The sequence below is a fragment of the Acinetobacter lwoffii genome (assembly GCF_022809915.1).
GTDB classification, from domain to species: domain Bacteria; phylum Pseudomonadota; class Gammaproteobacteria; order Pseudomonadales; family Moraxellaceae; genus Acinetobacter; species Acinetobacter lwoffii_M.
Map to the genome: position 1 here is coordinate 1 of NZ_JALGQY010000040.1, position 24,304 is coordinate 24,304.

Consider the following 24,304-nt stretch of genomic DNA (forward strand, 5'->3'; position numbering starts at 1 on the left):
TTGAATAATCTAAGTAACTTACCGCTGCTTGACCAACGATTAAAACGTTTGAAAATAGAGTTTGAATGACCAAAACAACAAGGAATATCTCGCCACGGACAGCCTGTTCTAATTCTATAGAGAATAGCTTCAATAAAATTGCGTAAATTTGAGTTGTGGTGAATGGATAAATTACGCAGAATAACTTTCAACTTTTGCCAGTGTTGATCTGTCAGCATGGTACGAGGCATAGCGAATAGTAAAATTGGGTTTGGCGATTTGATTTTACTACTTCGCTATTTTTTTAAGCTAAAAGTGTCAACACACCCTAAAAGAAAAACCCCCAGAATGTAAAAACATTTTGGAGGTTTTTTAATCTTCTTAAATCTGCTGTATAAGTGCAGTCTTGCTTTAAGGATTTAACTGCACGGCATGGAATTGTAAATGATCATCTATGAAACTTTGAATAAAGTAATAGCCATGATCATAGCCCTGATGTTCACGCAAAGTTAGCGGCTGGTTCACGCCATCACAAGCCTGCTGGAACAGGGCTGGATTAAGCTGGTTATAGAACTGGTCTGAAAAACCCTGATCAATCAGGATATCGCCAAACAATGCGCCCTTTTCCTGAACCAAAGCGGTCGCATCATGTTTCAGCCATTGCTCTTTTTCAGTACCCAAATAATTCGAGAATGCTTTGTCTCCCCATGGGCACTGACTCGGCGCACAAATTGGTGCAAAGGCTGAAACAGATTTAAATTTTTCTGGATATTTAAATGCCAGAGTTAATGCGCCATGACCACCCATAGAGTGGCCGAAGATACCGATCTTGCCGGGATGGATTACGAACTCCTCAGTAACCAGTGCATAGAGTTCATCGACAATAAAGCTTTCCATCTGATAATGTTCAACCCAAGGCGCCTGGGTAGCATTGATATAAAAACCTGCACCCTGACCGATATCCCAGTTGTCGCCTTCTGCCACGCCTTCACCACGTGGTGAGGTATCAGGTGTAATCAAAATCAAGCCAAGCTGTGCCGCCAAACGTTGTGCATGCGCCTTGATGGCAAAGGTTTCTTCGGTACAGGTCAAACCAGCCAGATAGAATAATGCAGGACAGCTGTGACCTTCTAAAGCTTGAGGCGGCAGAAAAATGCCAAACTTGGTCGGGGTTTTAAGATAGCGCGAATCAAAACGATAAATCCGCTGTTCACCTTCAAAGCTTCTATTGTTCTGTATAAGTTCCATGGCTATTCCTTATTATTACAACCGGTCTGTGGATGACATTGATCTAGGGAGATGATGTCGCCGTAGTGGTCTGTGGAAATAAACGTTGCTCCAATTGCGGCAACATCAATTCCATATTCTTACCAATCACCCATTGCGGTTCTGATGGCTCAAAACCTTGAGCTGATTCCCATTTTGCTACGGTATCTGTGGCCTGTGCGAAAGCGCTTTGCAAGCTGCTATTTTCACGCATGGCTTCATCAAAGAACGCACGACCAAAATAGGTATAATCCGCTTCATTCGAACAGCCAAAAGACTGCCGATCAGCTGCCGAAGCCGTAATCACCAAGGTATTGTCATTCTGTAAAGCAGAAGCAAAACTGCCTGAAAAACAGGCCGAGATTACGATCACGCGCCAACGTATGCCTGATGCATCTAGTGTTTCACGCAACCATTTTGGATCAACCTGCGCCAGATCCAGTGGGGCATTTTCCATTTCAAATACATTCGGCAAACCGTGAGAGGTCATATATAAAAATAATACGTCACTTTCACGGTTCATCTGCTGCCCCATACGGCGCAATGTCAGCTCCATACTGGTTTTGGAAGCAATCGGCATAGTGGTACGTGTCGCTGGGTGATTGACCAAGGCAATCGATCGGCCAAAAGTACCAAAACGGGTATCAAACTGCTCTTTAATCCGCTCAACTTCAGAATGGAATACATCCTGATAGCTCGCTCCAGCTACTCCCATGAAATACCAGTGTGACTGTGCAAATTCACCATACTCGATATTTTCCAGCGCTTTATTCAGCAAAGTTGGCTGGGCATAGAAAGCATCTTCGGCAAAACTCGGTGGAATTTCTTCGACTTTCCAGATCGGCTGATCTTTGACTGAAATCTGCCAAACTACTAGCGTAAACAAAGTCGCCAGCATAATCAGCGCACGTTCCCACCACGGCCATTTTAATTCACGTGAAATCACCCAGACCACTGCCAGACTTTGCCAGACAAACAGCATGACAAAGAGCGTTGGAATATAGTCGTAAAGGATATAAGGCAGATAATCCAGATCACCCAGATACTGAATCAGACACTGGAACAGCATGATATGGGTATCTAACACCAACCATAACAAGGCTGGCACCAGCATCAAGCGTGGATTATTGACCCGTTGCGAAAGAAAAATACCGACAATCAGGGCAATGAAAGGCCAAAGCGCATAACTGATCAGGCCTTGAGAGTTAAAATCTCCCATACGGCCTGAACTGAGCCAGCTAAACAAACTGTTGGCGCAGCCCCCTAAGATCCCCCAGAACACCAGTTGCATGATGGATGGACGGACCAGTTGTAAAGAACGCCTCGACCCCAGAAATAACCACATCCCGGCAATTTGGTTGCTCTTAAAATCGTGCCAAAAATTAATGGAGGGTTTAAAGTCGATCATAGGATTTCAAGGAGATGAGTGGCTCGCTAATGTGCTGAATAAGTTTATGCTTGATAAGCATTTAATCAATGCTAATTTTAAATATATAACAAATCTTTGCTTAATAAAGAAGCCATTATCCTATTCAGCTACAAGTTCATGCTGAAAATACGCATCAAAGCGACAAGCATCGCCTTGCCATTGATGATTTGGCTCTTTTCCGGCCAGAAATACCGCCAGACGCGGACGTTTGACCACGACACGCTTGCCAATTTTCTGCGCCAGTTCTAAAAGGTTATCGCCCAGATCCATTTCACCATCTTCAGGCAATAACATATGCAACAGCTGCATCTGTTTTTTGACCTGCGCCTGCTTTTTGACTGCCTGCTGATTTTGATCCCGCTGTGGAAACATTGGATCAAGATAAACTACATCGACAACTTTATGCTGCTGGGCCTGTTGTTGCAGATAATCGGCTGAATCAGAAAAAACCAAATGAATCCGTGATACGACCTGACTTAGGAATGCATCCGACTGGGCACGCGTATGGGTATCTTCAAGCAAAGTGAACAAAATCGGATGCCGTTCAACCAAGGTGACCTGCGCGCCTAAGTGTGCCATCAACAGACTGTCATGCCCCAGACCCGCAGTCGCATCGACCAAGCTTGGTTTTTCACTTAAATTGCAGGCGCGTGCGATCATTTCTGACTTTAAAGATGCGCGTTTTAAACGCCCGGTTTCCGCTTGCCAGTCCGGTTGCATCTTCATGCCGTTGGCACATAACCAGAGTCCGTCAGCATCAACACAAAGGGCCAGTTCAGGATTTAAACGGAAAAAACGAGCATTGAGTTTTTCAACGGTTGCAATCTCGACCTGTACCCCACGAGAAGAAAGCACAGCCTCAAAGTGCTGTGCTTTCTCTTGATAGTCAGATTCGGCATATAAGCGAATCGCACTTACCATAATTTCCAACCTGTATAGGCAAATAATAAAATCAGCAGACCCGAAGCAATACGATACCAAGCAAAGATCATAAAGTCGCGTTTGGCCACATAAGCGACCAGCGCACGAATTAATATCAATGCCGAGATAAAGGAAACCAGAAGCCCAACTCCGATCACGGTCCAGTCTTCAGTCGTATTTAAGACATCATAGCTTTGATAAAGGTCCAGCAGGCCAGCGCCGATAATGACCGGAATACCCAAGAAAAATGAGAATTCAGTCGCTGCCTTACGGGACACACCCAGGAACATCGCACCGATAATGGTTGCGCCTGAACGGGAAGTACCCGGTATCAAGGATAAAACCTGAATTAGGCCAATCCAGATTGCATCTCTAATGCTGAGTTCTTCAACTTCATGGACACGGACTTGTGGTGGATTCTTTTCAATCCAGATAATGATCAAACCGCCGACAATCAAACCAATGGCAATTGCAATATCATTAAATAGTAATTGTTTGACGGTTTGTCCCAGCGTCAGACCAATCAATATAATCGGAATAGAAGCCAGAATCAGGCCAATGCCTAAACGGCGACCTTGCGGTTCACCGCTGACAATCCCGGTCGCTGCCCCCCAAAGACGTGCCCAATATTCATAAATAACGGCAGCAATTGCCCCCATCTGGATCGCAATGACGAATACATCACTCTTTTCCTTGGTCCAGAAATTCATTAATTCTGATGCCAAAATCAAATGACCGGTACTGGAAATAGGCAAAAACTCGGTAATGCCTTCGATAATACCCATGATGGCCGCTTTGAGTAGCAGTAAAAGATCCATGCTTTATCCTAATTAATTATGCTTTGCCTTGTTCTGGAATTTTTTTCCACGCGTTATCGCGTAAATATACGGGTAATGCCAATTCTGCACTCACCCAGTTTTCTGCTTGTGCCGCTGCACGTGCAATGCTGGCGATATCCTGTGCGGTCGCATGCACATCTTTATAAATTGAAGTTTCGCTTTGTACCAGTTCAGCGCCTGAGCCGACCGGGGTAAAGCGTACAGCTTGGCTGCCTTCTGCATAACTTAACAGTTGCTCATCATCAACCGGTTGCATAATTCCTTGTGCATCCACTTGATAGCTCGCGATATAGACTTCGCTCATGCGCGCATCCAATACCGCAGACACTTCAGTCAGACCGTGCAAGCGGTAGGCTGCTTGTGCCAAAGCCTGCAAAGTCGATACCGGAATTACCGGCACATCATTGGACCAAGCCAAGGCCTGAGTCACGGCAGCATTAATACGCACACCGCTAAAAGAACCCGGACCACGACTAAAGGCAATCGCGGTCAAATCAGCAATGGCCAGCCCAAGATCTTGCAGGCCTTGTTCAATCATCGGGAGAATCGTTTGCGTTTGTGCCTTGGCGCGCGCATCAAGCTGAAAAAATAGTTCTTGAGTATCATCAATTACAGAGACGGAACACTGCTCATTGGCAGTCTCCAATGCCAGCACTTTCATGCACAACCTTAATTCAGAGAATATAAAAAACGCGGATATAATACTCCACTCATATCCGCTACGCGAGATTTTCCCGAAACAGATACAAAAATGCCTAGAAAATCTAGGCTTATGCTTCAATTAATAGAACAGTGCCTTAGAGTTGCACTTCTTCTAAATCCTGAAATTTCTGAAAATGCTCGGCATAATGCATGGCGCTCATTGTTAATTTTTGAATACTGTCATCATCCAGCGTTTTCACCACTTTACCGGGTGAGCCCATCACCACGGAATTGTCTGGAATGATCTTGCCTTCCGGAATCAAGGCATTGGCACCAATAATACAATTCTTCCCAATCACGGCATGGTTCAGAATGACGGCCTGAATCCCGATCAGGCTGTTATCTCCAATGGTACAGCCATGCAGCATAGCCTGATGCCCAATTGTCACATAATTGCCAATATTCATCTCGATACCGGCATCCGTATGCAGTACTGCATTTTCCTGCACATTGCTAAAATCACCTAATTTGATTTTACTATTATCTGCACGTACTACGGCACCGAACCAGACACTGACTTGTCGTCCAAGCTCAACTTGTCCAATTACTGTTGCCGTTGGTGCTATCCAGCCATCCCAGGGCTGATGTATAGCGGTGGGCATATGTCCTTGAAATTTGTACAACATTGATAAAATCCTGTTCAATGGTTAAAAAAATTTGGAGCGTTTAAACGTTGGAGAATTAAGCAAGAATGGCCAGTCTTTTTTATAATCCAGCCCATATTGAAATAAAGAAATCAGCATACGTGCGGTCAATCCCCAGACCACTTCATTTTCTACCCGCATACTCGGAAAATATAAAGATTGCTGGGCAAAACGAACTTCATAAGGCGTGGGCGTCACTTCAAGCAAATGCTGCAATGAAGCAAAGAAAATCCGGTCAATTTCCGTCGGTTGTGGAATCAGCTTCACTTGCGGAGGAATCAGTCCCACAATCGGTTTGACCAGCATGCCATTGCGGGCTTTTTGCATGGGTAAATCACCCATTAAATGCACATCAAAAGGATTGAGTGCCGTTTCCTCATAGGCTTCCCTTAAAGCCACCACAATATTACTGGTATCTTGTGGATCGCGCTTGCCACCTGGAAATGAGACTTCTCCGGCATGATTATTCAAATAAGCTGAACGGCGCGTCAGCAATACTTTCGGGTCAGCTTCATCTGTAATTGCAATCAACACGGCAGCATGCGCAGATCGGATACGCTTGGAAAAACGTAATCGTTGCTGCAACCTGTGTGTCAATTCACATGCATCCATTCTCTCAGCCCTGAAGATGATCATAATTTCATCATAGCTGATTTTAGTCGGGGCGGGAGAGAAATGATGCCAAATTTTGCTTTTTCAGTTATCCTGAGCATACTTTTATCATTGATGATGAATATGAACTTCTGTGTGAATTGTGGACATAAAACCACTGCTAAAATTCCTTTGGGCGATCAGCAAATTCGCAGCGTATGTGATTCATGCGGCTCTATTCATTACATTAATCCAAAAGTGATTTGTGGTGCTTTAGTCTTATTCGAAAACAAAGTACTGTTGTGCCGTCGTGCCATTGAACCACGCTATGGCTTATGGACTTTACCTGCCGGCTATATGGAACTGTTTGAAACCATGGAGCAAGGGGCTGCCCGGGAAACCCGCGAAGAAGCCGAAGCTGAAGTAGACATTGAACAATTGTACTGTATGTATAACATTCCACGTATTGGTCAGATTTATGTGCTATTTAAAGCCAATCTGATTGATGGAAAATTTGGTGCGGGTGAAGAAACCATCGAAAGCCGTCTGTTCGATGAAGCTGATATTCCCTGGACTGAACTTGCTTTCCCGAGTGTAGAACATACTCTCAGACATTATTTTGAAGACCGCAAAAATAATATTTTTCCAATGCATCTGGAAACATTAGGCACGCGTCTAGACCACACGGGTTAAATCTAACATCCATAAAAAAATCCCATACTAAGATGGGATTTTTTTTATTTTTAAAGAATATTATTTAGCTTTGACTTGATAGCAATCCGCGAGTTTAAACTCAACCGAACCACCGTTTAATTTTGCCAGGCTAATATCTGCCGGTGTTTCACCCTCATTGTTATTATTATAAACTTTTTGAAAACTCGCATAGGTATTGGCCCATTGTACCCCATCCCCTGCCGAATTCAGGAAAGTTACACGCCCATTCTGGCCCACATTAGTATCCAACACATTAGACAAATTGAGCAGCGCACCACCGATCACAATCGAATCCCTAGAATCCGGTGAAGACTGGATGCGTGAGTCTACCCCTACCAATGCGCCATTGATATTACCAAACTTTTCATTGGCCAAAATCAGGCGCATGGAAACCGCTTTATCAGCGACAAATGCACGTCCCAAAGTTCCAAGGCGATATTGTTGTATGCCTTGATGATCTAAGAGCGTATCTGCCAACACATCGCCTTGACAGCCATTCACCGGATCAGTCGCGAAATTACTAGAGGATTGCATATTGGTGCGTACATCACCATTGCTGTCAATTACGATTCCTAAAGTAATTGGGCTGACAGTGGTATCTGTAAATTTAAATTCCAGATTGGCATACATTGGGAAGATATATTTCTCCTTATCTGCCACATTCTGCGCTGTTTTAAAGACCTGACGATCTAGATAACTAATCGGGAAAATCTTGTAGAGATCAATGCTTCCCGTATAGTTTTCACCATCGGCCTGCAAACGCCACAACCCCAAGTTGGCTTGATCGGAAGTATCCAGCGATTTTTTGTCAGTCACCACTTTATAGAAAGCTTCTTTACCCGCGATCACATAATCATTCAATAATCTGCCTTGATACAACTCAAGCGGAGTCGCATTATTTGCGATATTCAGACGGTAAGGCGTGTTAATGGTTTTACTGGTTGGATGAATCCATGAACTTTGCGGATCAGCGGTCATTTGTACCGGTTTCACCTTACGGATGAGTTGAGCATTAATCCCCCCTAAGGAAGATAAATTTTCTTTAGCCAATGTTAACTGGGTATCACGCCATTGCAGGCCGCTGCCAAAGGTATAGCCCTGGCGATCAGTAATCAGCATGAAATGGCCAAATAAATATTTAGTATTCTTATTCTTAATATCACAAGGGTTTTGATTACAGCCCACCAGTCCATCTGAACCCGTCAGGTTACTTCCAATCACGCCTGAAGTTGAGAATAATGAAAATTCTGGCTGATACACGGCTGCGTTGGCAATCGTCACCAGTTTTTTAACTGTGGCAAAAGCCACCTCATCCGAAATTGTGCTGATATCAACAAAATCTTTAATTTTGGTCGCCAAATCGGCATCCATCAAATTGATATTCTCACTGGTTTTCGCCAGGTCTTTACGCATCTCTTCAGTAATATACAAAGGTTGTACATCAGATGGATTAATAATACGCCCTTCTTCTAGCGCCAAAGCTTGCAGAATTTTAACCAGACGCATGGCCACCTGAACGGTAGGATCATTAGGCACCAAATCCCCTACCGGACGTCGAGCAATCCCAGTTGCAATATCGATGACACTTAAACGCGGCAGCTGGGTCTGGGCACTAAAACTAGCATAATCGCTGAGTTTAATTTGACCTAAATTAATCTTGCGCGAAGCAAAACTTTGAATATAAAACTCAATATTATCCGTCTTTTGACAGGTTCCAGAAGCAACCCCGTTTTTACTATCAAATAACGTAATAAAGGTATTTTCTGTATCGCTACTACAGTTAAAGTTCAAACCATCGAGCGGATATTCCAGCCCCCATTCCACACAGTTAGTTGTACCTGGGGTACAAGTACCATTGGTCGTGGCTTCATCATTTTTTTCTGGAATGACATTGGCACTTTCCCCACCACACCCACTCAGTGCCGTTAAAAGTGTGGTTAAAGCAAATGGAAATAATATTTTATTTTTCATCTTTTTGTACTCGAATAGTCCTTATCGAATGGCGACTAATTTTAGTTGTCCATGATTTGTCAGCATCTTGTCTTCAACATCTATTGCTGAGGCCAAAGGCGTCAATAATATATATTCACTTTGAGCAGGAATCTGGAGAACCCCTTCGATACGCTCATGTTGAATAATATTCGCCTGGCCTTCCTGATTTTTAAAACCGCCCGCTCCTTCAAGCACACAGCCGCGACTGTCTAAAAACACAACAAAAGGCCAATAATACGTTGGATTTTTCTGGCTAGAAGCATAAGAGTTGATCTGAATATTCTGGATATCGGATTGAAGCTTTACCACTTCAAAATCAAATTCGTCTGCTTTAAGAGGTGCGCGAGGCCACAGGTTAACTGCTTTTTTAAGGCTGATTTCTTTCGCTTTTTTAATTTTCTTATCATTAAAACACTGCTTGCCCAAGCTATCGATGGTCTCCGACTGTGAAATACGATAATAACTTTGAGCCAGTACTACAGGACCAGAATCTACTTCTGGCGTTTGAAACAAGGATTTTAATACGGATTGTCCCACCCCTTTTTCACGTTCAATTGTCTGGATCCGGGTAGTTCCAATATTTTTATCTACTACTCCTTCGGGCATGCTATAGAAACGTTTTTTGCCTTCCAAATTAAATTCTTTATTTTCCAGATACTCACTATCCACATATTCAATGCCTTCAACTTGGCTAAATCCCGGTTTTTGTATAGTAGCAACAGAAGATCCAGCTCCAATATCAGGATTTTGAATAGCTTGAGATTCAGGTTTTAATTGTGGTTTAGACTGAATCTTTTCTTGCACAGTATGCAGTTGTACTGGTTGTACTGGTTGTACTGGTTGTACTGGTTGTACTGGTTGTACTGGTTGTACTGGTTGTACTGGTTGTACAACCATATTATGGTCATGCTTAAGTTTAACTTGCCTATTTTCTACGACGGGCAATTTTTCTATGTTTTGTCTTACAGTTACAGGCTGAACTATTGCAGCTTCTACTTTTTTCAACAATCGAGATTTGTCTTCAGTTTTTTTCTCTGCATTATTACGGGGTACGACTAATGGTCGGCCATCTGGACCAATAATCGTAATAAATTCTTTAGCGCTTGTATAAAAAGACACGGATACCAGATTTAATGCCAGTACCGCTGTCAATCCAACGTTCCTTGTCTTGATCATTTTTCCCTTACCAACGCGTGCGATAGTTCAAACCTAAAATTGTAATTTTGGTATCTGTTTTTACGTTTAAACCTGCATATGGGTTTAATAACAGGTTATTTACCCCTGTCTGGTTGGCTAAACTACTGGTATTTGCTGGAATCTGATCTTTGCTACGCAAGAAACCAATTGATAGATCCAGATCAGTGTCTGCATCAAAACGGTAACCCACACCTAAACCAAATAACTGTGCACCATTGATCGGTACCATGGTATTACGCTTATTTTTTGGAATAGCACTGGTCCGTGGTTCATAACCTGCCCGAAGCTTCAAACGGTCTGTAGCGGAATACTCCATCCCGATACCAAAGTTCCACGGCGATTCAAATCCCATCGGTAAAGCCAAGGTTGAGTCAGTAACATTGGCAGACAAAATTTTGGCAATTTTTAGGGCTGAAATGGTACGATCAAATTCGAATTTAAATTCGTCCCAGACCTTGTAATCTGTCCAGCCAATATCAAAATTCACTTGCAAATCTGGCATCACTTTATATTTGATACCTGCCTGAAAATGCGCCGGATATTCAAAATCCTGCGACACCAGACCAGATTCACTCGATGGTATGTAATTAGGAAATCCAAGAATTGCAGCCAGAATCTGGCCGGTCGGTGAGGTCATTAAACCTTTAATCATTTCCTGAGGAGCTTTGGCATTATCAATATGATATTTACCTTTTAAGCGCATTTTTGCAGCACTTTGGTACACCATACCAAAACTAAAGTCTTCGCGCGGTTCCCACAATATTCCCAGGTTATAACTTGGACTTAAGTTCTGCTCAAGCTCCAGTTGCATTTGACCAAACTTGCCAAATGGGTTCATCCCCTCATCCGCATTACAGATCCCGAGCAAAAGAATATCTGTAATAATGTCGGAATTTTCTTTAAACGGCGTACACACGACTTCGTCGATCATACGCAACATCCCAATCAACTCATTCGGGAAACGCAAGTCCGTTTTCATCCCGATGGCTTGATAAGACATCCCGATAGAAGCACCAATCGACAGTTGGTCATTGACCTCATAACCGATGGATGGTGACAGATAGGTAATCCGCTCTAAAGCAACCTGCTGTCCCATAAAGTTTGCCGGGTTCCCATCTTCATGACCAAAACCTGCCATGAGAGGAGCATAAACAGCAGTCGCATAAGTGGCTTTCGATCCAGGGGGATTGTATGCGATCCCCATCGTGGGTGCAGTCAAAGGAAGACCTTCGCCTAAATCCACCATTTTTTTCAGAAAAGGAACATACAGGCTGACATATTCCACATCGCCTTTGACTGGGCCTTTAAAATCGGTACACAAATCAGATGAAACTTCAGGACCGTCATTACAGACAATAGGATCATCAGAATAGCCAAATACGTTATATCCGGCCGGTACTGAAAACTCACGCTGGATATCAAAATTAGCCACAATGATTTGCTGTTCGGTTTGCAGACCATCAATTTTAGTCAGTGCAGCCGGGTTAAAGTGGATGGCATTGACCCCTGGAGGATCTGCGGTGACGGCATTCCCCATGGATAGTGCACGTAAATCAACTGAAAGGTTGGTTCCCAATTGTGCAAAGGTATAACTTGAACAGCCCGCAAGAATAATTCCTGTTAATAACGGGCTAAGTCGAATGTTTTTCATACGACACCCCTATTAACTAATTTTTTTACCAAAACCTAAAATATCAAGTGGGAATGACAGTCCCAACGAAACATCCGGTGCATCTTCGGTCAGCCCTAGGCCAACGGTACCATTAACAATTGTTTCTGGAGAAACTCGCACCCCTAAGGAAATTGCAAAGGTAGAACTGGTCTGATCTGCAGCAGAATAACTTTCACCAGTGTTATAGTTAAATTCCGCACCAGTATTAAAGCTTTGCTGATAGGACATGGTCATCGAAACATCATAGTTAAATGAATATGCGAAACCAAAGGCAAAGCCTCCACTAACACCAGGTTCAAACTCCTCAATAATCCGGCTACCTCGACGCTGATTCAGGCCCGATTCTTTAAAACCATAGTTCGCAGAAACCGATGCAAACAATACAACTGGGTCAATGTATTTACGTGTACTAGCACCCACTCCAGCAGAGTAATAGCCCTTTCCTGCTGCCAGATCTGTCGCGGCATTAATTTCATAAGGGCTATCACCGGTTTTAGTTGATAAATTACCAAATAAAATCAGAGGCAGACGACCTGCTTTTAGTGGGAAGGGCTCCCAGCGAGCACCCAGACTAATATCACCCAAGCCTGCCGTAGACGTATCTTTTAACAAGTCAGTTTTAGCCACTAAAGGTAGGGATGCGGTCAAGGTCAGGTTATCTTTCACGCCATATTGGAAAGTGAAAGTATTAGTCATACTATGTGTTGCATTTTCTTGAACACGTAGTTGATACAATTGGCCCTGTGCCATTTCTATATCAAGTTGAGTGTCTCGATAATAGGTATAATCAATATCGTAATATGATGAAATTTCACCTTGTTTTATCAGAGAGTATTGGCGTTCATTTGACGTAAATACTTCTTCCAGGTTAGCTGCCTGAGTAGCATCTCCTTCTTGTTGCTGTAAAGCTTGAGATGCATCTACTACCTGGCCAGCCTGAGTCTCTACAGGTGCTGCTGTTTCCACGGCAGCCTCTTCAACTGCTTCATATCCACCTAGTTCCGATTCTTCTGCAGTCTGCGTTTTGACCTGCCCGGTTTGAGCCGGTACAGATGCAGCAGTTTCAACAACAACTTCTTCATCAACCGTTTCGTATTCACCTAGTGCTGGTTCTTCTGCAGCAAATGCAACGCCCATTACCATTTGAATGCTCAGTGCCAAGAACGTCTTGTTCATCCATTTACTGTTCATATCCATTTCACCATTTTAATTTTTATTACTGTTTTTCGTTTTATTTATTCTTGTAATACAGTCTCAGGAAGTTATGTTGATATTCCCCAAATTGTTCTGACTCTGTATTACGATTACGGTCCATACGGATCGTAGAAGCTTTATCAGCAATTTTTTCCATATAAAATTGTGGGTACTGCATGTCAACCAAGGCATAGCGATTGATCGTAGCATCTTCTACATGGCGCATATCTGATTCTTTTAATGCTAGAAAATTTTTGCGATATTGTTCAGGTACATTAATCAGGAACAAAGTATTATTTTCCCAAATATCCTGAAAACGCCGTTCCTCAAAACTGATATTACCAAGTGCCGGATCTGCAACATAAACCCGGCCATTTTTATAACCTTTATAAACTACAAAATGCTTAAATCCCGCATAAGAAATCGGAACAATGGCAGGCTGATCTTGATTGACTAAATCTTTGAACTCTCCTCGATATCCTCCACTTTCCAATCCTAAGGCTGAAACGAAGCGCTTCATATCAAGCAGAGAAAAACTACGGCGTTCAACAATTTTATCCGTTTCACCGAATTTCATTAGCCCACTCATGACTTGCTGCTCATCCAGCTGCGTACCGACATAACCATTGAGGAGGGTCGTCAGTGCTGCTGAACCACAACTATAATCATAAGCTTGACGTACAATGCCCTGAAATTGATCCAGAAGTGCCGGTTTTACTTCCACAGCTTCACGGTGCATACGTACAAAAGAGTCATTTCTTGAATCAAGAACTTCAGTATAGTGAACAGCACCATTCGGCTGTTTTTTGATATCCAGAGCTTCTTTGGCAGCGTAATACATCAATGCCGAGCCCAACGCGATCTCTAACATAATTATTAACTTTTCTTATAATGGGCATGATGTGCCTATTTTTCTTTTTATAGAGCATTCACTCTACTTCCCTGTAACCAGAAAGATACCTGTTTTTTCAAAAAAATACAGTATTTTTTTTATTTTTTAGATAAGTGATATAGTCATAAAAAAGCGCGTGTAAACACGCGCTTTTTTTAAAATAAAGATTAGTGACCTGAAATAGTAATAATTGCGCCTTTTGTATAACTACCCTGAGCTTGAGAGTAGAATGTTTGTAAGCCTTGAACTTCCATATCACCAATTGATGATCTTGCTTCACGGTTACCTAAATGAATACCTTTAATGTATTGGTCTTTCGCCCCAGTATCATTACTTACAATACGAACATGCGCTGCCTTACCTAACTGAGCTGTAGTACCTACATAAGCATCGTTATATACAGAAATATTCTGACTAATGGTTAAATTATTAGAATCCGCATCTGCAATTTTGATACTTTCAACAAAAATCTCACCGGCTTCACGTGTAGTCACTGGAGTCGTACCTACAAGCCCCACTGCTTTATTTTTAGACGAGTTATCTAAAATACCTAGGTTTTTAATTTCTAGACCACCTACCATTACACTATTCATCTTGATCATAGCGCCTTGTGGAGCAGCACCCAGTTGAATATTGGCATTTATCACACCAGTTTTAACGTCAAAACCACTAATGATGTCGTTTACAACACCGGCACCACCTCGACGAATCGAATCCGGATCATCTGTACCAGATGCAGTTACACCAATTCGGCCAACTTTGATATCTAGACCCGATACTTGTGCAGCAACATTAATGAAAGGATTACCAGCACCAGCATCCGAATCAATTACCAAGTCAGCAAGGTTACGGGATGCAAGTAAATAGGCACCATTATTGTCATAATTGGCACCGATTACTACACCATGCGTTGCAGTAGTAGGATCAGCAAGAGCAGCAGCATCAGGTGCTGTATCAGTCTTACCACGGATTACGATCGCACCTGCTGTAGAAGTACCTCCGAAACCTGCCTCATTTGCAACACCTTTTGGCGCTAAACCGTCGTTATCATGGATAAATAATTTTTCAATAGCAATTTTCGAGATGCCGATACCAATTGTCAAACCGTCTTGACCCGTTGTTTCGCTTAGAGATGCATCATCCATTGCTTGCATCGCCATCGCATTGGCACTAAATGCAACTGAAGTCGCTAAAACTAATTTTGTAAATTTTTTCATTGTTTACTCTCCCAAGAGTACTATTTTTTTTGGTTGTGAATTACTCAGTGTTTAGGCTGTATTTTTTATTTTCTGACAGCTTAAGCATCTTTCCTTGAGTAATTTGCTAGCCCACTTAAATTAGCGTCGAGTCAGTTTTTGATCAACTGTTGTTGGTCGCAATCTGTCGCTTACCGATAAACGGTATTTCATGATTTAAAAATATTTTCCTGACTTCTTGATATAAAATAGTGAGTCATATTGAACTCTCCATAACTGAATGACCGAAGCTCTCTATCATCGCCCTTTAAAATTTGAATCTCGTCTGGTTGCAGATCTATTATCCGCATTGAAGACATTGGATCATCTGGTGTATTTAAATAATAATGGTCAGCCTTTTATTGCCTGCTGCGCTCAAGAATATTTTATTGCCCAGACATCACAAATTCAGTCTTTTAAAAGAACAGGGATTGAACACTATCAGCCCAGACCATCTGAGTTTAATTTAGCAATCGATGCATTAAAAACTCCTCAAGAGAATGGCTTTCGTGGAGGTTATGTCGGTTTTATCGGCTACGATTATGCGGCTCAACAATATATTCAGTATTCAGATCGCCCTCAACCTGGTTTATTTATTGGTCAATTTCCTTCCTACATTAAACCAACCCCTGATGGCTGGATGTTCTATAGTGATGATCCACAAGCAGAACAGCTTTACAATCATATTCAGAACTTACTTAATCAAGATAAAATTCACTCGACATTTCATTTAAAAAATCCTTGTACCTCACGCTGGACTAAATCTGTCTATACTCAGGCTTTTCAGAAAATTCAGGACTATATTGTTGCAGGTGACTGCTATCAGATTAATCTAACCCAAGAGTTTAAAGGTCGTGCCCAAGGCTCCCTCTTAGCGACTGCCCAAGCATTCTGGACATTAACCGAAGCGCCCTACGCGGGTTATTTACGTATTGGTGATTTTGAATTACTCAGCTGCTCACCCGAGTTATTTATTGACTTCGAAAAAAATCGGAAAATTATCACCAAACCAATTAAAGGCACCATGCCACGCTATACAGATCCAATGCTAGATGAACAATCTAAACAAACCTTAAAAGCATCGGAAAAAGATCAAGCAGAAAATGTCATGATTGTGGATTTATTACGTAATGATTTAAGTGTTTATGCAGAAACAGGCTCGGTTAAAACCCCCAAATTATTTAATATCGAAAGTTTTAATCAAGTGCATCATATGGTGAGCGAAGTAGAAGCGACCTTAAAAGCAGGTGTGAATCCTTTCGAGGTATTAATGTCAGCCCTACCAGGTGGCTCAATTACGGGCGCACCTAAAATCCGGGCCATGCAGATTATTGCTGAATTGGAAGGTGCAGCACGTGGTGCTTATTGCGGTTCAATGGGTTATTTTAATTTTGATGGTACCGGTTCCTGGAACATTCTGATTCGTTCTATTCAGAAATATCAAGAAGATGTTTCTTTATGGGCCGGTGGTGGCATTACCATTTCTTCGGATTGTAATGCGGAATATCAGGAATGTTTTGATAAAGTTTCAGCGATGCTGGATCTGTTAAATACCTGGTATCAGCCTGAATAAATAAAAAAGCGAATCATTTGATTCGCTTTTTTCTACAAATCCACCCTAACCTTCCTTTACTCAAAGAGGGAACTCCTCCCTTTTCAAAGAGAAGCTAGGAGGGATTTTAATCACACCAAAATCTCATTTTTTAGCGTATCGACTAAACGCTGATTTTGCTCATCTGTACCAATGGTAATTCTTAAGAACTGGTTAATACGTGGCTTGTTAAAATAACGCACGATAATGCCACGTTCACGCAACTCACTTGCAAGTTCGCCCGCATCCTTAGATGGCAATGAGGCAAAAATAAAGTTGGCACTCGATGGTAAAACTTTAAAACCAAGCTCATTTAATTGGGACACCAACTTTTCACGACTCTTAATCACTTTTGCATTTTGTGCTTCAAAGTAGGCTTGATCTTCAAATGAAGCGACCGCTGCAGCAATCGCAAAACGGTCCATCGGATAGGAGTTAAAGCTATTTTTGACTGCTTCAAGTGCTGCAATCAAATGTGGCTGGGCAATCGCGAAACCAACACGTAACCCTGCAAGAGAACGTGACTTCGAAGTAGTTTGACATACGACTAAATTTTCATATTTTTCAACCAGCTTGACTGCTGATTCGGCACCAAAATCCACATAGGCTTCATCAATCACCACCACTGAATCCGGATTGGCTTGCAGAATTTCCTCAATGGCTACCAAGCCTAGATCAATACTAGTCGGTGCATTAGGGTTAGTGATAATAATGCCACCATTAGCTTGTTTATAGTCATTTACAACAATTTCAAAGTCATCATTTAGTGGCAAGATTTTGGTTTTGACGCCGAAAAACTGACTATAAACCGGATAGAAACTATAGGTAATATCTGGATAAAGTACAGGCCGTTCTTGAACAAAAAATGCTTTAAAGATATGTGCCAAAACCTCATCTGAGCCATTGCCGACAAAGACGGTTTCAACAGGTACATTTTGCTGTTTAGCGATCGCCTGTTTCAGTTCAGACGCATCCGGATCTGGATATAAACGCAAAACGTCTGCTGAATTTGCCAATACCTGTTGTACTGCCGCAACCACTTTGGGTGATGGCGGATACGGATTTTCATTGGTATTAAGTTTTAAAATATTCTGGATTTTTGGTTGTTCGCCTGGGATATACGGTTCTAATTCACGTACTTCAGGACTCCAAAAACGCATTTGTTCTGTTGTGATATTCATTTTGTATTCTCTTTAAACCCTCTCCTAACCTCTCCCTGAGCCATATATGGCGCAAGAGAGGAATTTTCATTACTAAAGACACAAGATTTTTGTGGTTTAAATTCTCCTCTCCTTTTAGGAGAGGGTCAGGGAGAGGTGGTAATGCTATTTATGATTGATAACGATAACGTGCTGAACGCGCATGCGCATCCAGGTTTTCTTGTTGCGCCAAGATATCCGCGGTTTTTGCTAAAGTTTTTACACCTTCTTGTGAGCACATGATCAGGCTTGAGCGCTTCTGAAAATCATAAACGCCTAAGGGTGATGAAAAACGTGCAGTACCTGAAGTTGGCAAGACGTGGTTTGGCCCGGCACAGTAATCACCAATGGCTTCAGGCGTATAACGCCCCATAAAGATCGCACCTGCATGACGAATGCTGTCAGACATTGCTTCTGCATCATCTAAACACAACATCAGATGCTCAGGCGCTACCTGATTAATCAAATCTGACGCTTCTTGACGGTCTTTTACCAAGACTAAAGCACCACGATTGGCAATCGAGGTACGGGCAATTTCTGCTTTCGGCAATGTTGCTAGGTGCATTTCAATCGCCTGTTCAACCGCATTCAGCAACTGTTCATCTGGTGTGATGAAAATGGCTTGTGCCACAGTGTCATGCTCAGCTTGCGAAAGTAAATCCATGGCCAGCCATTCAGCATTATTTTGGCCTTCGGCATATACCAAAATTTCAGAAGGCCCTGCAATCATGTCGATGCCGACCTGACCAAACACTGCACGTTTTGCTGCAGCAACAAAACGGTTGCCCGGGCCAGTAATTTTATCTACTGCTGGGACAGTTTCTGTACCATAAGCCAATGCCGCAACTGCTTGCGCGCCACCAATCGTAAAGACACGCGTGACACCTGCCAGATATGCAGCCGCCAGTACCAATGGATTTAACTCACCATTCGGCGCAGGCACCACCATAATAATTTCCGGCACACCTGCGACATGTGCAGGCACCGCATTCATCAATACTGAAGATGGATAAGACGCCAGACCACCCGGTACATAAATCCCGACACGATCCAATGGGGTCACTTTCTGACCGAGCGTATTCCCCAAAGCATCGACATAGGTCCAGCCGTCCTGTTTTTGTGCCTGGTGGAATTCCCGAATACGATTCGCTGCAAGTTCAAGCGCTTCCCGGACTTCCGTGCTTAGACCATCAAATGCTGCTTTCAATTGTTCCTGGGTCAGCTCAAGCTCTGAAAATTGATGCGCCGGATGTCGATCGAACTGTTGAGTGAGTTTAAGAACTTGAGCATCACCATGCTGACGAACATCAGCAATAATTTGGTCTACAGTTTTTAAAAGTTCAGGATCATTAACAGTTTCAAAAGCCAACAAGTCAGCAAATGCTTGCTTGAAGTTTTGATCTTGGGTCGATAAACGTCGCATCAATTTACCCATCAGGTTTGAATTCGAAGGCTTTAGTTTACCTGTTTTCCAGACTTTTGTCGGCAGCTATAGTGCTCTAGCCCTATGAGTTTTATTGGAAATAACTTTTGGTCAAATTGATGAAAGAATTTACATCGTATTTATGTTCAATCGAATAAAAAAACCGCCCTGAAAGGACGGCTTTTTTAAACAACAAGCTTAAGCATGTTTGGCCTTTTCACGTGCTTCAACCGCTTGTTCCAGTTGAGCCAAAATCGGATTTAATAATGCTTGCTTACGCTTGAAGCTGGCTTTATTCACGATTAAACGCGAAGACACTTTGCAAATTTCTTCAAGTGGCTCTAAACCATTGGCACGCAAGGTATTGCCTGTATCTACGACATCGACGATGTAATCGCCCAGACCAACTAATGGTGCAAGTTCCATGGAGCCATACAGCTTGATCACATCCACTTGCTCACCCAAGCTGGCATAGTATTGACGGGTCAAATTCACGTACTTGGTCGCAATTTTTAAACGACCTTTAGGACGTTGCATCCCCACCTTACCGGCGGTCATCAATTTACATACCGCAATTTTCAGGTCCAATGGTTCATAGACGTTTTGCGCGCCATGTTCCATCAATACATCTTTACCGGCCACACCAATATCGGCTGCACCATTTTCAACATAAGTCGGTACATCTGAAGCACGTAAAATTAGAATACGAACCTGTTTATGCGTGGTCGGGAAAATCAATTTACGAGATTTATCAGGATCTTCTAAAAGATTAATCCCTGCTGTTTCTAGCAAAGGTAAAGTCTCTTTTAAGATACGCCCCTTACTTAATGCCAAAGTTAAACCATGATCAAAATTGCCCATTACGTCAAAGTTTGGATCATCGTTTCTCATATCGCTCATTAATTTACTCGCTTAATTTGGGCACCTAAACTTTGTAACTTTGCTTCTACATCTTCATAACCGCGGTCAATATGATAAATGCGGTCAATCAGCGTTTCACCTTCAGCGGCAAGTGCTGCCAGCACCAAAGAGAACGAAGCACGTAAATCTGTTGCCATTACGGGTGCGGCAGAAAGTTTTTCTACACCCGTTACCACAGCATCATTACCTTCTACCTGAATATTGGCACCCATACGTGCCAATTCAGGAACATGCATGAAACGGTTTTCAAAAATCGTTTCAGAAATTGTCGCAAAGCCTTGAGCAATGGCATTCACAGCCATAATCTGGGCTTGCATATCGGTTGGAAATTCTGGATGTGGTAAGGTTTGGAAGCTGACAGCTTTCGGACGTTTACCCAGCATATCCAGTTCAATCCAGTCGTCACCACGGGTCACTTCTGCGCCCATTTCTTCAAACTTGTCCAGCACCGCTTCCATCAGGGACGGATCAGTATGCGTGGTTTTGATACGACCGCCAGTGATCGCTGCTGCTGCCAGATATGAACCGGTTTCAATCCGGTCAGCAACAACCGCATATTCACAGCCATGCAGACGTTCGACACCGGTCACAATTAAAGTATCGGTATCTAGACCTTCAATCTTGGCACCCATCTTGATCAGCATTTGCGCAAGATCAGTGATCTCAGGTTCACGTGCTGCATTGCGAATCGTGGTCACACCATCGGCCAACACGGCAGCCATCAGAATATTTTCTGTCCCACCCACAGTCACCATATCAAAGACAACTTCGCCACCTTTCAGGCGACCATCGACTTTGGCATGTACATAACCGGCTTCGACTTCAATCTCGGCGCCTAAAGCTTCTAAAGCTTTCAAATGCTGATCGACAGGACGGGAACCAATCGCACAACCGCCTGGTAAAGACACTTTTGCACTGCCATAGCGCGCCAATAATGGACCAAGCACCAAAATAGAAGCACGCATAGTTTTTACGAGCTCATACGGTGCGAACTGGTTATCTAATGTAGAAATATCAGCAACAACCGTATCGCCTTCATAAGTCATGGTGATCCCAAGACCAGCAATCAGCTTCACCAACGTATTGACATCTTTTAGATTAGGAACATTTCTGAGCGTAATCGGGGTATCAGCAAGAATCATTGCTGCCAATAATGGAAGTGCTGCATTCTTTGCACCAGAAATGCGCACTTCACCTTCGAGCTTGATACCGCCCTGAATTAAAAATTTATCCATTAAATGATTAAGCTCCAAATAAGCTTGCTTTGCGCCATTCTTCTTTTGTCATCGCGCGAATCGTTACTGCGTGAACTGCACCACTGGCAATATGGGCATTGAGAGGAGCATAAACAGCTTGTTGGCGTGCAACTGGACGCTTACCTTCAAATTGATCATCCACAATACGGAGATCAAATTTTCCGCCCTGACCACTCACAGCAACATCCGCCTCTGGAAAAGCGGCTTCTAAAATTTCAGCGAGCTGTTCATTATTCATCACAAGACCTCTTATAGGACTAAGGGTGTAAAACGAGCCATTTTACTATAAATAGCAAAAATAATTCATGGATCCATACATTATATATATAAAAAAAAGAGGCTTTTAAAACCTCTTTTTCATCATTTGTCCTTTATAGAGCTAAAGGATGCTGCTGTAAATGCATTTCCCGGTATCGATCAATCTGCCGTTTCAATTTTTCGGTCAATATTTTAATTGAGGTATACATATCATCTGCGGTGGCGTGAGCAAAAAATTCAATGCCCGGTAATCGGATAATAGCCTCTGCGATATGATTACTACTGCCCTTTCTAGAGCGTTTATCAATTTGATGATCTTTCGAGAGTTTCACTTGCATACTATTCACCTGATCTAGGTGCTTCGTCATCTGTGAAAACTTGGTTTTTATACTTTCTTCAATAGCTGGCGTAATCGATAAATGATGTCCACGAATTGTTATTTGCATAGTTCTATCCCTCACCTTCGTTAGGATTAGAAGAGTCTCAATATAAAATAATTTAAATACAGCAACTTATAAATAAAATATCCGTATTTTAAGTCCTGAATCAAATCAATCTTACTGATCCTCAAAAGAAAAAAGATTCATTATGTTGTCATAATGAATCTCTAGAATAGCCAGATTTCAAATTTTAGATCAAGACTTTTCGCTCAGAAGATGAAGGAATATGTAACGATTCACGATATTTCGCCACCGTACGTCGTGCCACATCAATGCCTTCATCTTTTAACATATTGGCAATTGCATTATCAGACAGAGGCTTACGGGCATTTTCTTCGGAAATCAGTTTTTTGATTTTGGCACGAATAGCAGTAGAAGATGCTTCACCACCTGAAGTAGTCCCGACATGACTCGAGAAGAAATATTTCAACTCGAACAATCCACGTGGGGTCAGCATATATTTATTGGTGGTTACACGAGAAACTGTAGATTCATGCAATTCGACTTCTTCGGCAATATCTCTTAAAACCAGAGGTTTCATGCCTTCCGCCCCAATTTCCAAGAACATCTTTTGATGTTCTACAATACAGGTCGCGACTTTCAATAATGTTTTATGCCGTTCATCGATACTTTTGATAAAGTTCTTCGCTTCCAGCATCTGATTACGCAGGTACTGATTATCATCGCTATGATCTGCACGACGAATCATTTTGGCATAAAAAGAATTGACGCGTAACTTTGGCAGTACATCCGAGTTTAAATTGACTTGCCAGCAGTTATTCTTTTTCATCACCACAACATCTGGCACCTGATAATCCGATTCCTTGTTTTCAAATTCCAGACCTGGATGCGGTTTTAAGGTTTTTAGCAAATCTACAGCACAGCGCAACTGTTCTGGATTTAAGCCAGTCTGTTTGATCAGCTTAGGAAGCTCATTGGTAATCAACAATTCATAATGTTGCAGAAGTTTGATCGCATCATTTCGGCAAGGGGTTGACGCAGGTAAATTATCAAGTTGAACCAATAGGCATTCTGCCAAGCTTCTAGAACCTACACCCACCGGATCCAAACGTTGAATATGCTTTAATACAACGGCAACCTCATCATCTTCAATTTCTTCTTCGGCCCCTATAGAAGAGAGTAAATGGTGTACTGATGCAGTAATTTCACTTAACTCTGCATCTAAAAAACCTTTGTCGTCCAGAGAGTCGACGATACAATAAGCGATTAATTTATCAACCTGTGAAAAATTCAGCAGATTAATTTGTTCTAGCATATATTCTTGCAGGCTCTGATGCCCTTGACGATTATCTTCACGCTCTTCGAACTCGGCTGCCCCCAGACTTGTAGGTTGATGGGTATAGACATCATCCCAATCGGTATCTACAGGTAAATCATCAGGCAGATGATCGGCATTAAGTTCATTGGTTAGATCGTGATTTTCATTATTTGATTCAATTGTAGATAAGCTTTCAAGGGTAATTTGCTCTTCAACTTTTTCTAATAGAGGATTACTATCAAGTTGCAACTGAACTTCTTGCTCCAATTCCAGACTTGAAAGTTGTAATAGCCGAATTGCTTGCTGTAATTGTGGAGTTAATGACAGCGAGTTCGCAATTTTTATGCCCACTGATAATCTCATTGTTACCCCCTTAATAGAAAATCCCGTTTTATAAGCAATTTTTATGCCGTTTTATTTTTTATAACACAGATTTACCAAAAAACATACAAATTGGATTTTAAATTTCTAGTCTTTCACAACTAATAATTGTTTAAATACTTAAATTTTCGAATAAAAAAATCCCCCTCTGCTAATGCGGAGGGGGATTTTGGAATAATGAGCTGGCGATGACTTACTCTCACATGGGTAATCCCACACTACCATCAGCGCTAAGAGGTTTCACTTCTGAGTTCGGGAAGGGATCAGGTGGTTCACTCTTGCTATGGTC

At 42.3% G+C, this 24,304-nt stretch carries 23 protein-coding genes and 1 rRNA gene; 2 read left to right on the forward strand and 22 right to left on the reverse strand.

The features are described 5' to 3' along the window. The 8 genes from MTX11_RS14795 to MTX11_RS14830 all read right to left on the reverse strand — a co-directional run. On the reverse strand, positions 1-230 hold a 230-nt coding region (locus MTX11_RS14795; RefSeq protein ID WP_243474662.1), incomplete at its 3' end, for a transposase. Between the two features lie 160 nt (positions 231-390). Further along, a complete protein-coding gene (gene fghA / locus MTX11_RS14800; protein ID WP_243475445.1) occupies positions 391-1,227 on the reverse strand; it encodes an S-formylglutathione hydrolase in 837 nt (278 codons plus the stop codon). A gap of 43 nt (positions 1,228-1,270) precedes the next feature. Beyond that, complete coding sequence (locus tag MTX11_RS14805; RefSeq protein ID WP_114541370.1) at positions 1,271-2,653, reverse strand: C13 family peptidase; 1,383 nt, start codon at positions 2,651-2,653, stop codon at positions 1,271-1,273. 120 nt (positions 2,654-2,773) lie between these two features. Beyond that, on the reverse strand, positions 2,774-3,595 hold the full coding sequence (locus tag MTX11_RS14810; RefSeq protein WP_071851392.1) for a class I SAM-dependent methyltransferase: 822 nt from the start codon (positions 3,593-3,595) through the stop codon (positions 2,774-2,776). Beyond that, positions 3,589-4,413, reverse strand: a complete 825-nt coding sequence (locus tag MTX11_RS14815; protein WP_004279167.1) for an undecaprenyl-diphosphate phosphatase — start codon at positions 4,411-4,413, stop codon at positions 3,589-3,591. The genes MTX11_RS14810 and MTX11_RS14815 overlap by 7 nt, the downstream gene beginning before the upstream one ends. A gap of 16 nt (positions 4,414-4,429) precedes the next feature. Beyond that, the gene (gene tsaB, locus MTX11_RS14820; protein ID WP_004730716.1) at positions 4,430-5,095 is read right to left on the reverse strand and encodes a tRNA (adenosine(37)-N6)-threonylcarbamoyltransferase complex dimerization subunit type 1 TsaB; all 666 of its coding nucleotides are present in this window, start codon (positions 5,093-5,095) and stop codon (positions 4,430-4,432) included. Positions 5,096-5,231: 136 nt separating this feature from the next. After that, positions 5,232-5,759 carry a gamma carbonic anhydrase family protein gene (locus MTX11_RS14825; protein ID WP_243475453.1) on the reverse strand — a complete coding sequence of 176 codons (528 nt, stop codon included), beginning with the start codon at positions 5,757-5,759 and terminating at the stop codon, positions 5,232-5,234. A gap of 24 nt (positions 5,760-5,783) precedes the next feature. Next, the gene (locus tag MTX11_RS14830) at positions 5,784-6,392 is read right to left on the reverse strand and encodes an NUDIX hydrolase (protein WP_005104899.1); all 609 of its coding nucleotides are present in this window, start codon (positions 6,390-6,392) and stop codon (positions 5,784-5,786) included. A 123-nt stretch (positions 6,393-6,515) separates the two neighbouring features. Between MTX11_RS14830 and MTX11_RS14835 the strand changes: the two genes are divergently transcribed. Beyond that, positions 6,516-7,064, forward strand: a complete 549-nt coding sequence (locus MTX11_RS14835; protein ID WP_243475454.1) for an NUDIX hydrolase — start codon at positions 6,516-6,518, stop codon at positions 7,062-7,064. 60 nt (positions 7,065-7,124) lie between these two features. Here MTX11_RS14835 and filF read toward each other — a convergent pair whose 3' ends face one another. The 6 genes from filF to filA all read right to left on the reverse strand — a co-directional run bounded on the left by filF (position 7,125) and on the right by filA (position 15,249). Next, complete coding sequence (filF, locus tag MTX11_RS14840) at positions 7,125-9,056, reverse strand: putative pilus system protein FilF (RefSeq protein ID WP_243475446.1); 1,932 nt, start codon at positions 9,054-9,056, stop codon at positions 7,125-7,127. Between the two features lie 21 nt (positions 9,057-9,077). Beyond that, positions 9,078-10,253, reverse strand: coding sequence for a putative pilus assembly protein FilE (filE, locus tag MTX11_RS14845; RefSeq protein ID WP_243475447.1), 1,176 nt, complete (start codon positions 10,251-10,253; stop codon positions 9,078-9,080). 7 nt (positions 10,254-10,260) lie between these two features. Beyond that, the gene (filD, locus tag MTX11_RS14850; RefSeq protein ID WP_004279160.1) at positions 10,261-11,925 is read right to left on the reverse strand and encodes a putative pilus system OmpP1/FadL family transporter FilD; all 1,665 of its coding nucleotides are present in this window, start codon (positions 11,923-11,925) and stop codon (positions 10,261-10,263) included. Positions 11,926-11,937: 12 nt separating this feature from the next. Continuing rightward, on the reverse strand, positions 11,938-13,143 hold the full coding sequence (gene filC / locus MTX11_RS14855; RefSeq protein WP_005247185.1) for a putative pilus system protein FilC: 1,206 nt from the start codon (positions 13,141-13,143) through the stop codon (positions 11,938-11,940). A 34-nt stretch (positions 13,144-13,177) separates the two neighbouring features. Beyond that, positions 13,178-14,011 (reverse strand): putative pilus system C39 family peptidase FilB, encoded by an 834-nt coding sequence (filB, locus tag MTX11_RS14860; RefSeq protein WP_148335223.1) that lies wholly within the window; start codon positions 14,009-14,011, stop codon positions 13,178-13,180. 188 nt (positions 14,012-14,199) lie between these two features. Continuing rightward, positions 14,200-15,249 carry a putative pilus system protein FilA gene (gene filA, locus MTX11_RS14865; protein WP_180038487.1) on the reverse strand — a complete coding sequence of 350 codons (1,050 nt, stop codon included), beginning with the start codon at positions 15,247-15,249 and terminating at the stop codon, positions 14,200-14,202. A 259-nt stretch (positions 15,250-15,508) separates the two neighbouring features. On the opposite strand from filA, the gene MTX11_RS14870 reads away from it, so the two are divergent. Then, the gene (locus MTX11_RS14870; protein WP_243475448.1) at positions 15,509-16,840 is read left to right on the forward strand and encodes an anthranilate synthase component I family protein; all 1,332 of its coding nucleotides are present in this window, start codon (positions 15,509-15,511) and stop codon (positions 16,838-16,840) included. Between the two features lie 110 nt (positions 16,841-16,950). On the opposite strand, the gene hisC is transcribed toward MTX11_RS14870, so the two are convergent. The 8 genes from hisC to rrf form a co-directional block, all read right to left on the reverse strand. Further along, on the reverse strand, positions 16,951-18,039 hold the full coding sequence (hisC, locus tag MTX11_RS14875; protein WP_243475449.1) for a histidinol-phosphate transaminase: 1,089 nt from the start codon (positions 18,037-18,039) through the stop codon (positions 16,951-16,953). 148 nt (positions 18,040-18,187) lie between these two features. Then, the gene (gene hisD, locus MTX11_RS14880) at positions 18,188-19,492 is read right to left on the reverse strand and encodes a histidinol dehydrogenase (RefSeq protein WP_243475450.1); all 1,305 of its coding nucleotides are present in this window, start codon (positions 19,490-19,492) and stop codon (positions 18,188-18,190) included. A gap of 186 nt (positions 19,493-19,678) precedes the next feature. Continuing rightward, entirely contained in the window at positions 19,679-20,380 is a 702-nt protein-coding gene (gene hisG / locus MTX11_RS14885) for an ATP phosphoribosyltransferase (RefSeq protein ID WP_195725120.1), read from the reverse strand. After that, positions 20,380-21,636 carry a UDP-N-acetylglucosamine 1-carboxyvinyltransferase gene (murA, locus tag MTX11_RS14890; RefSeq protein ID WP_243475451.1) on the reverse strand — a complete coding sequence of 419 codons (1,257 nt, stop codon included), beginning with the start codon at positions 21,634-21,636 and terminating at the stop codon, positions 20,380-20,382. The genes hisG and murA overlap by 1 nt, the downstream gene beginning before the upstream one ends. Positions 21,637-21,643: 7 nt before the next feature. Continuing rightward, positions 21,644-21,895 carry a BolA family iron metabolism protein IbaG gene (ibaG, locus tag MTX11_RS14895; protein ID WP_004730742.1) on the reverse strand — a complete coding sequence of 84 codons (252 nt, stop codon included), beginning with the start codon at positions 21,893-21,895 and terminating at the stop codon, positions 21,644-21,646. Between the two features lie 133 nt (positions 21,896-22,028). Then, on the reverse strand, positions 22,029-22,361 hold the full coding sequence (gene hpf / locus MTX11_RS14900) for a ribosome hibernation-promoting factor, HPF/YfiA family (protein WP_004730744.1): 333 nt from the start codon (positions 22,359-22,361) through the stop codon (positions 22,029-22,031). Positions 22,362-22,545: 184 nt separating this feature from the next. Continuing rightward, positions 22,546-23,997 carry an RNA polymerase factor sigma-54 gene (locus tag MTX11_RS14905; protein ID WP_243475452.1) on the reverse strand — a complete coding sequence of 484 codons (1,452 nt, stop codon included), beginning with the start codon at positions 23,995-23,997 and terminating at the stop codon, positions 22,546-22,548. Between the two features lie 198 nt (positions 23,998-24,195). After that, a 5S ribosomal RNA gene (rrf, locus tag MTX11_RS14910) occupies positions 24,196-24,304 on the reverse strand; the annotation flags it as partial.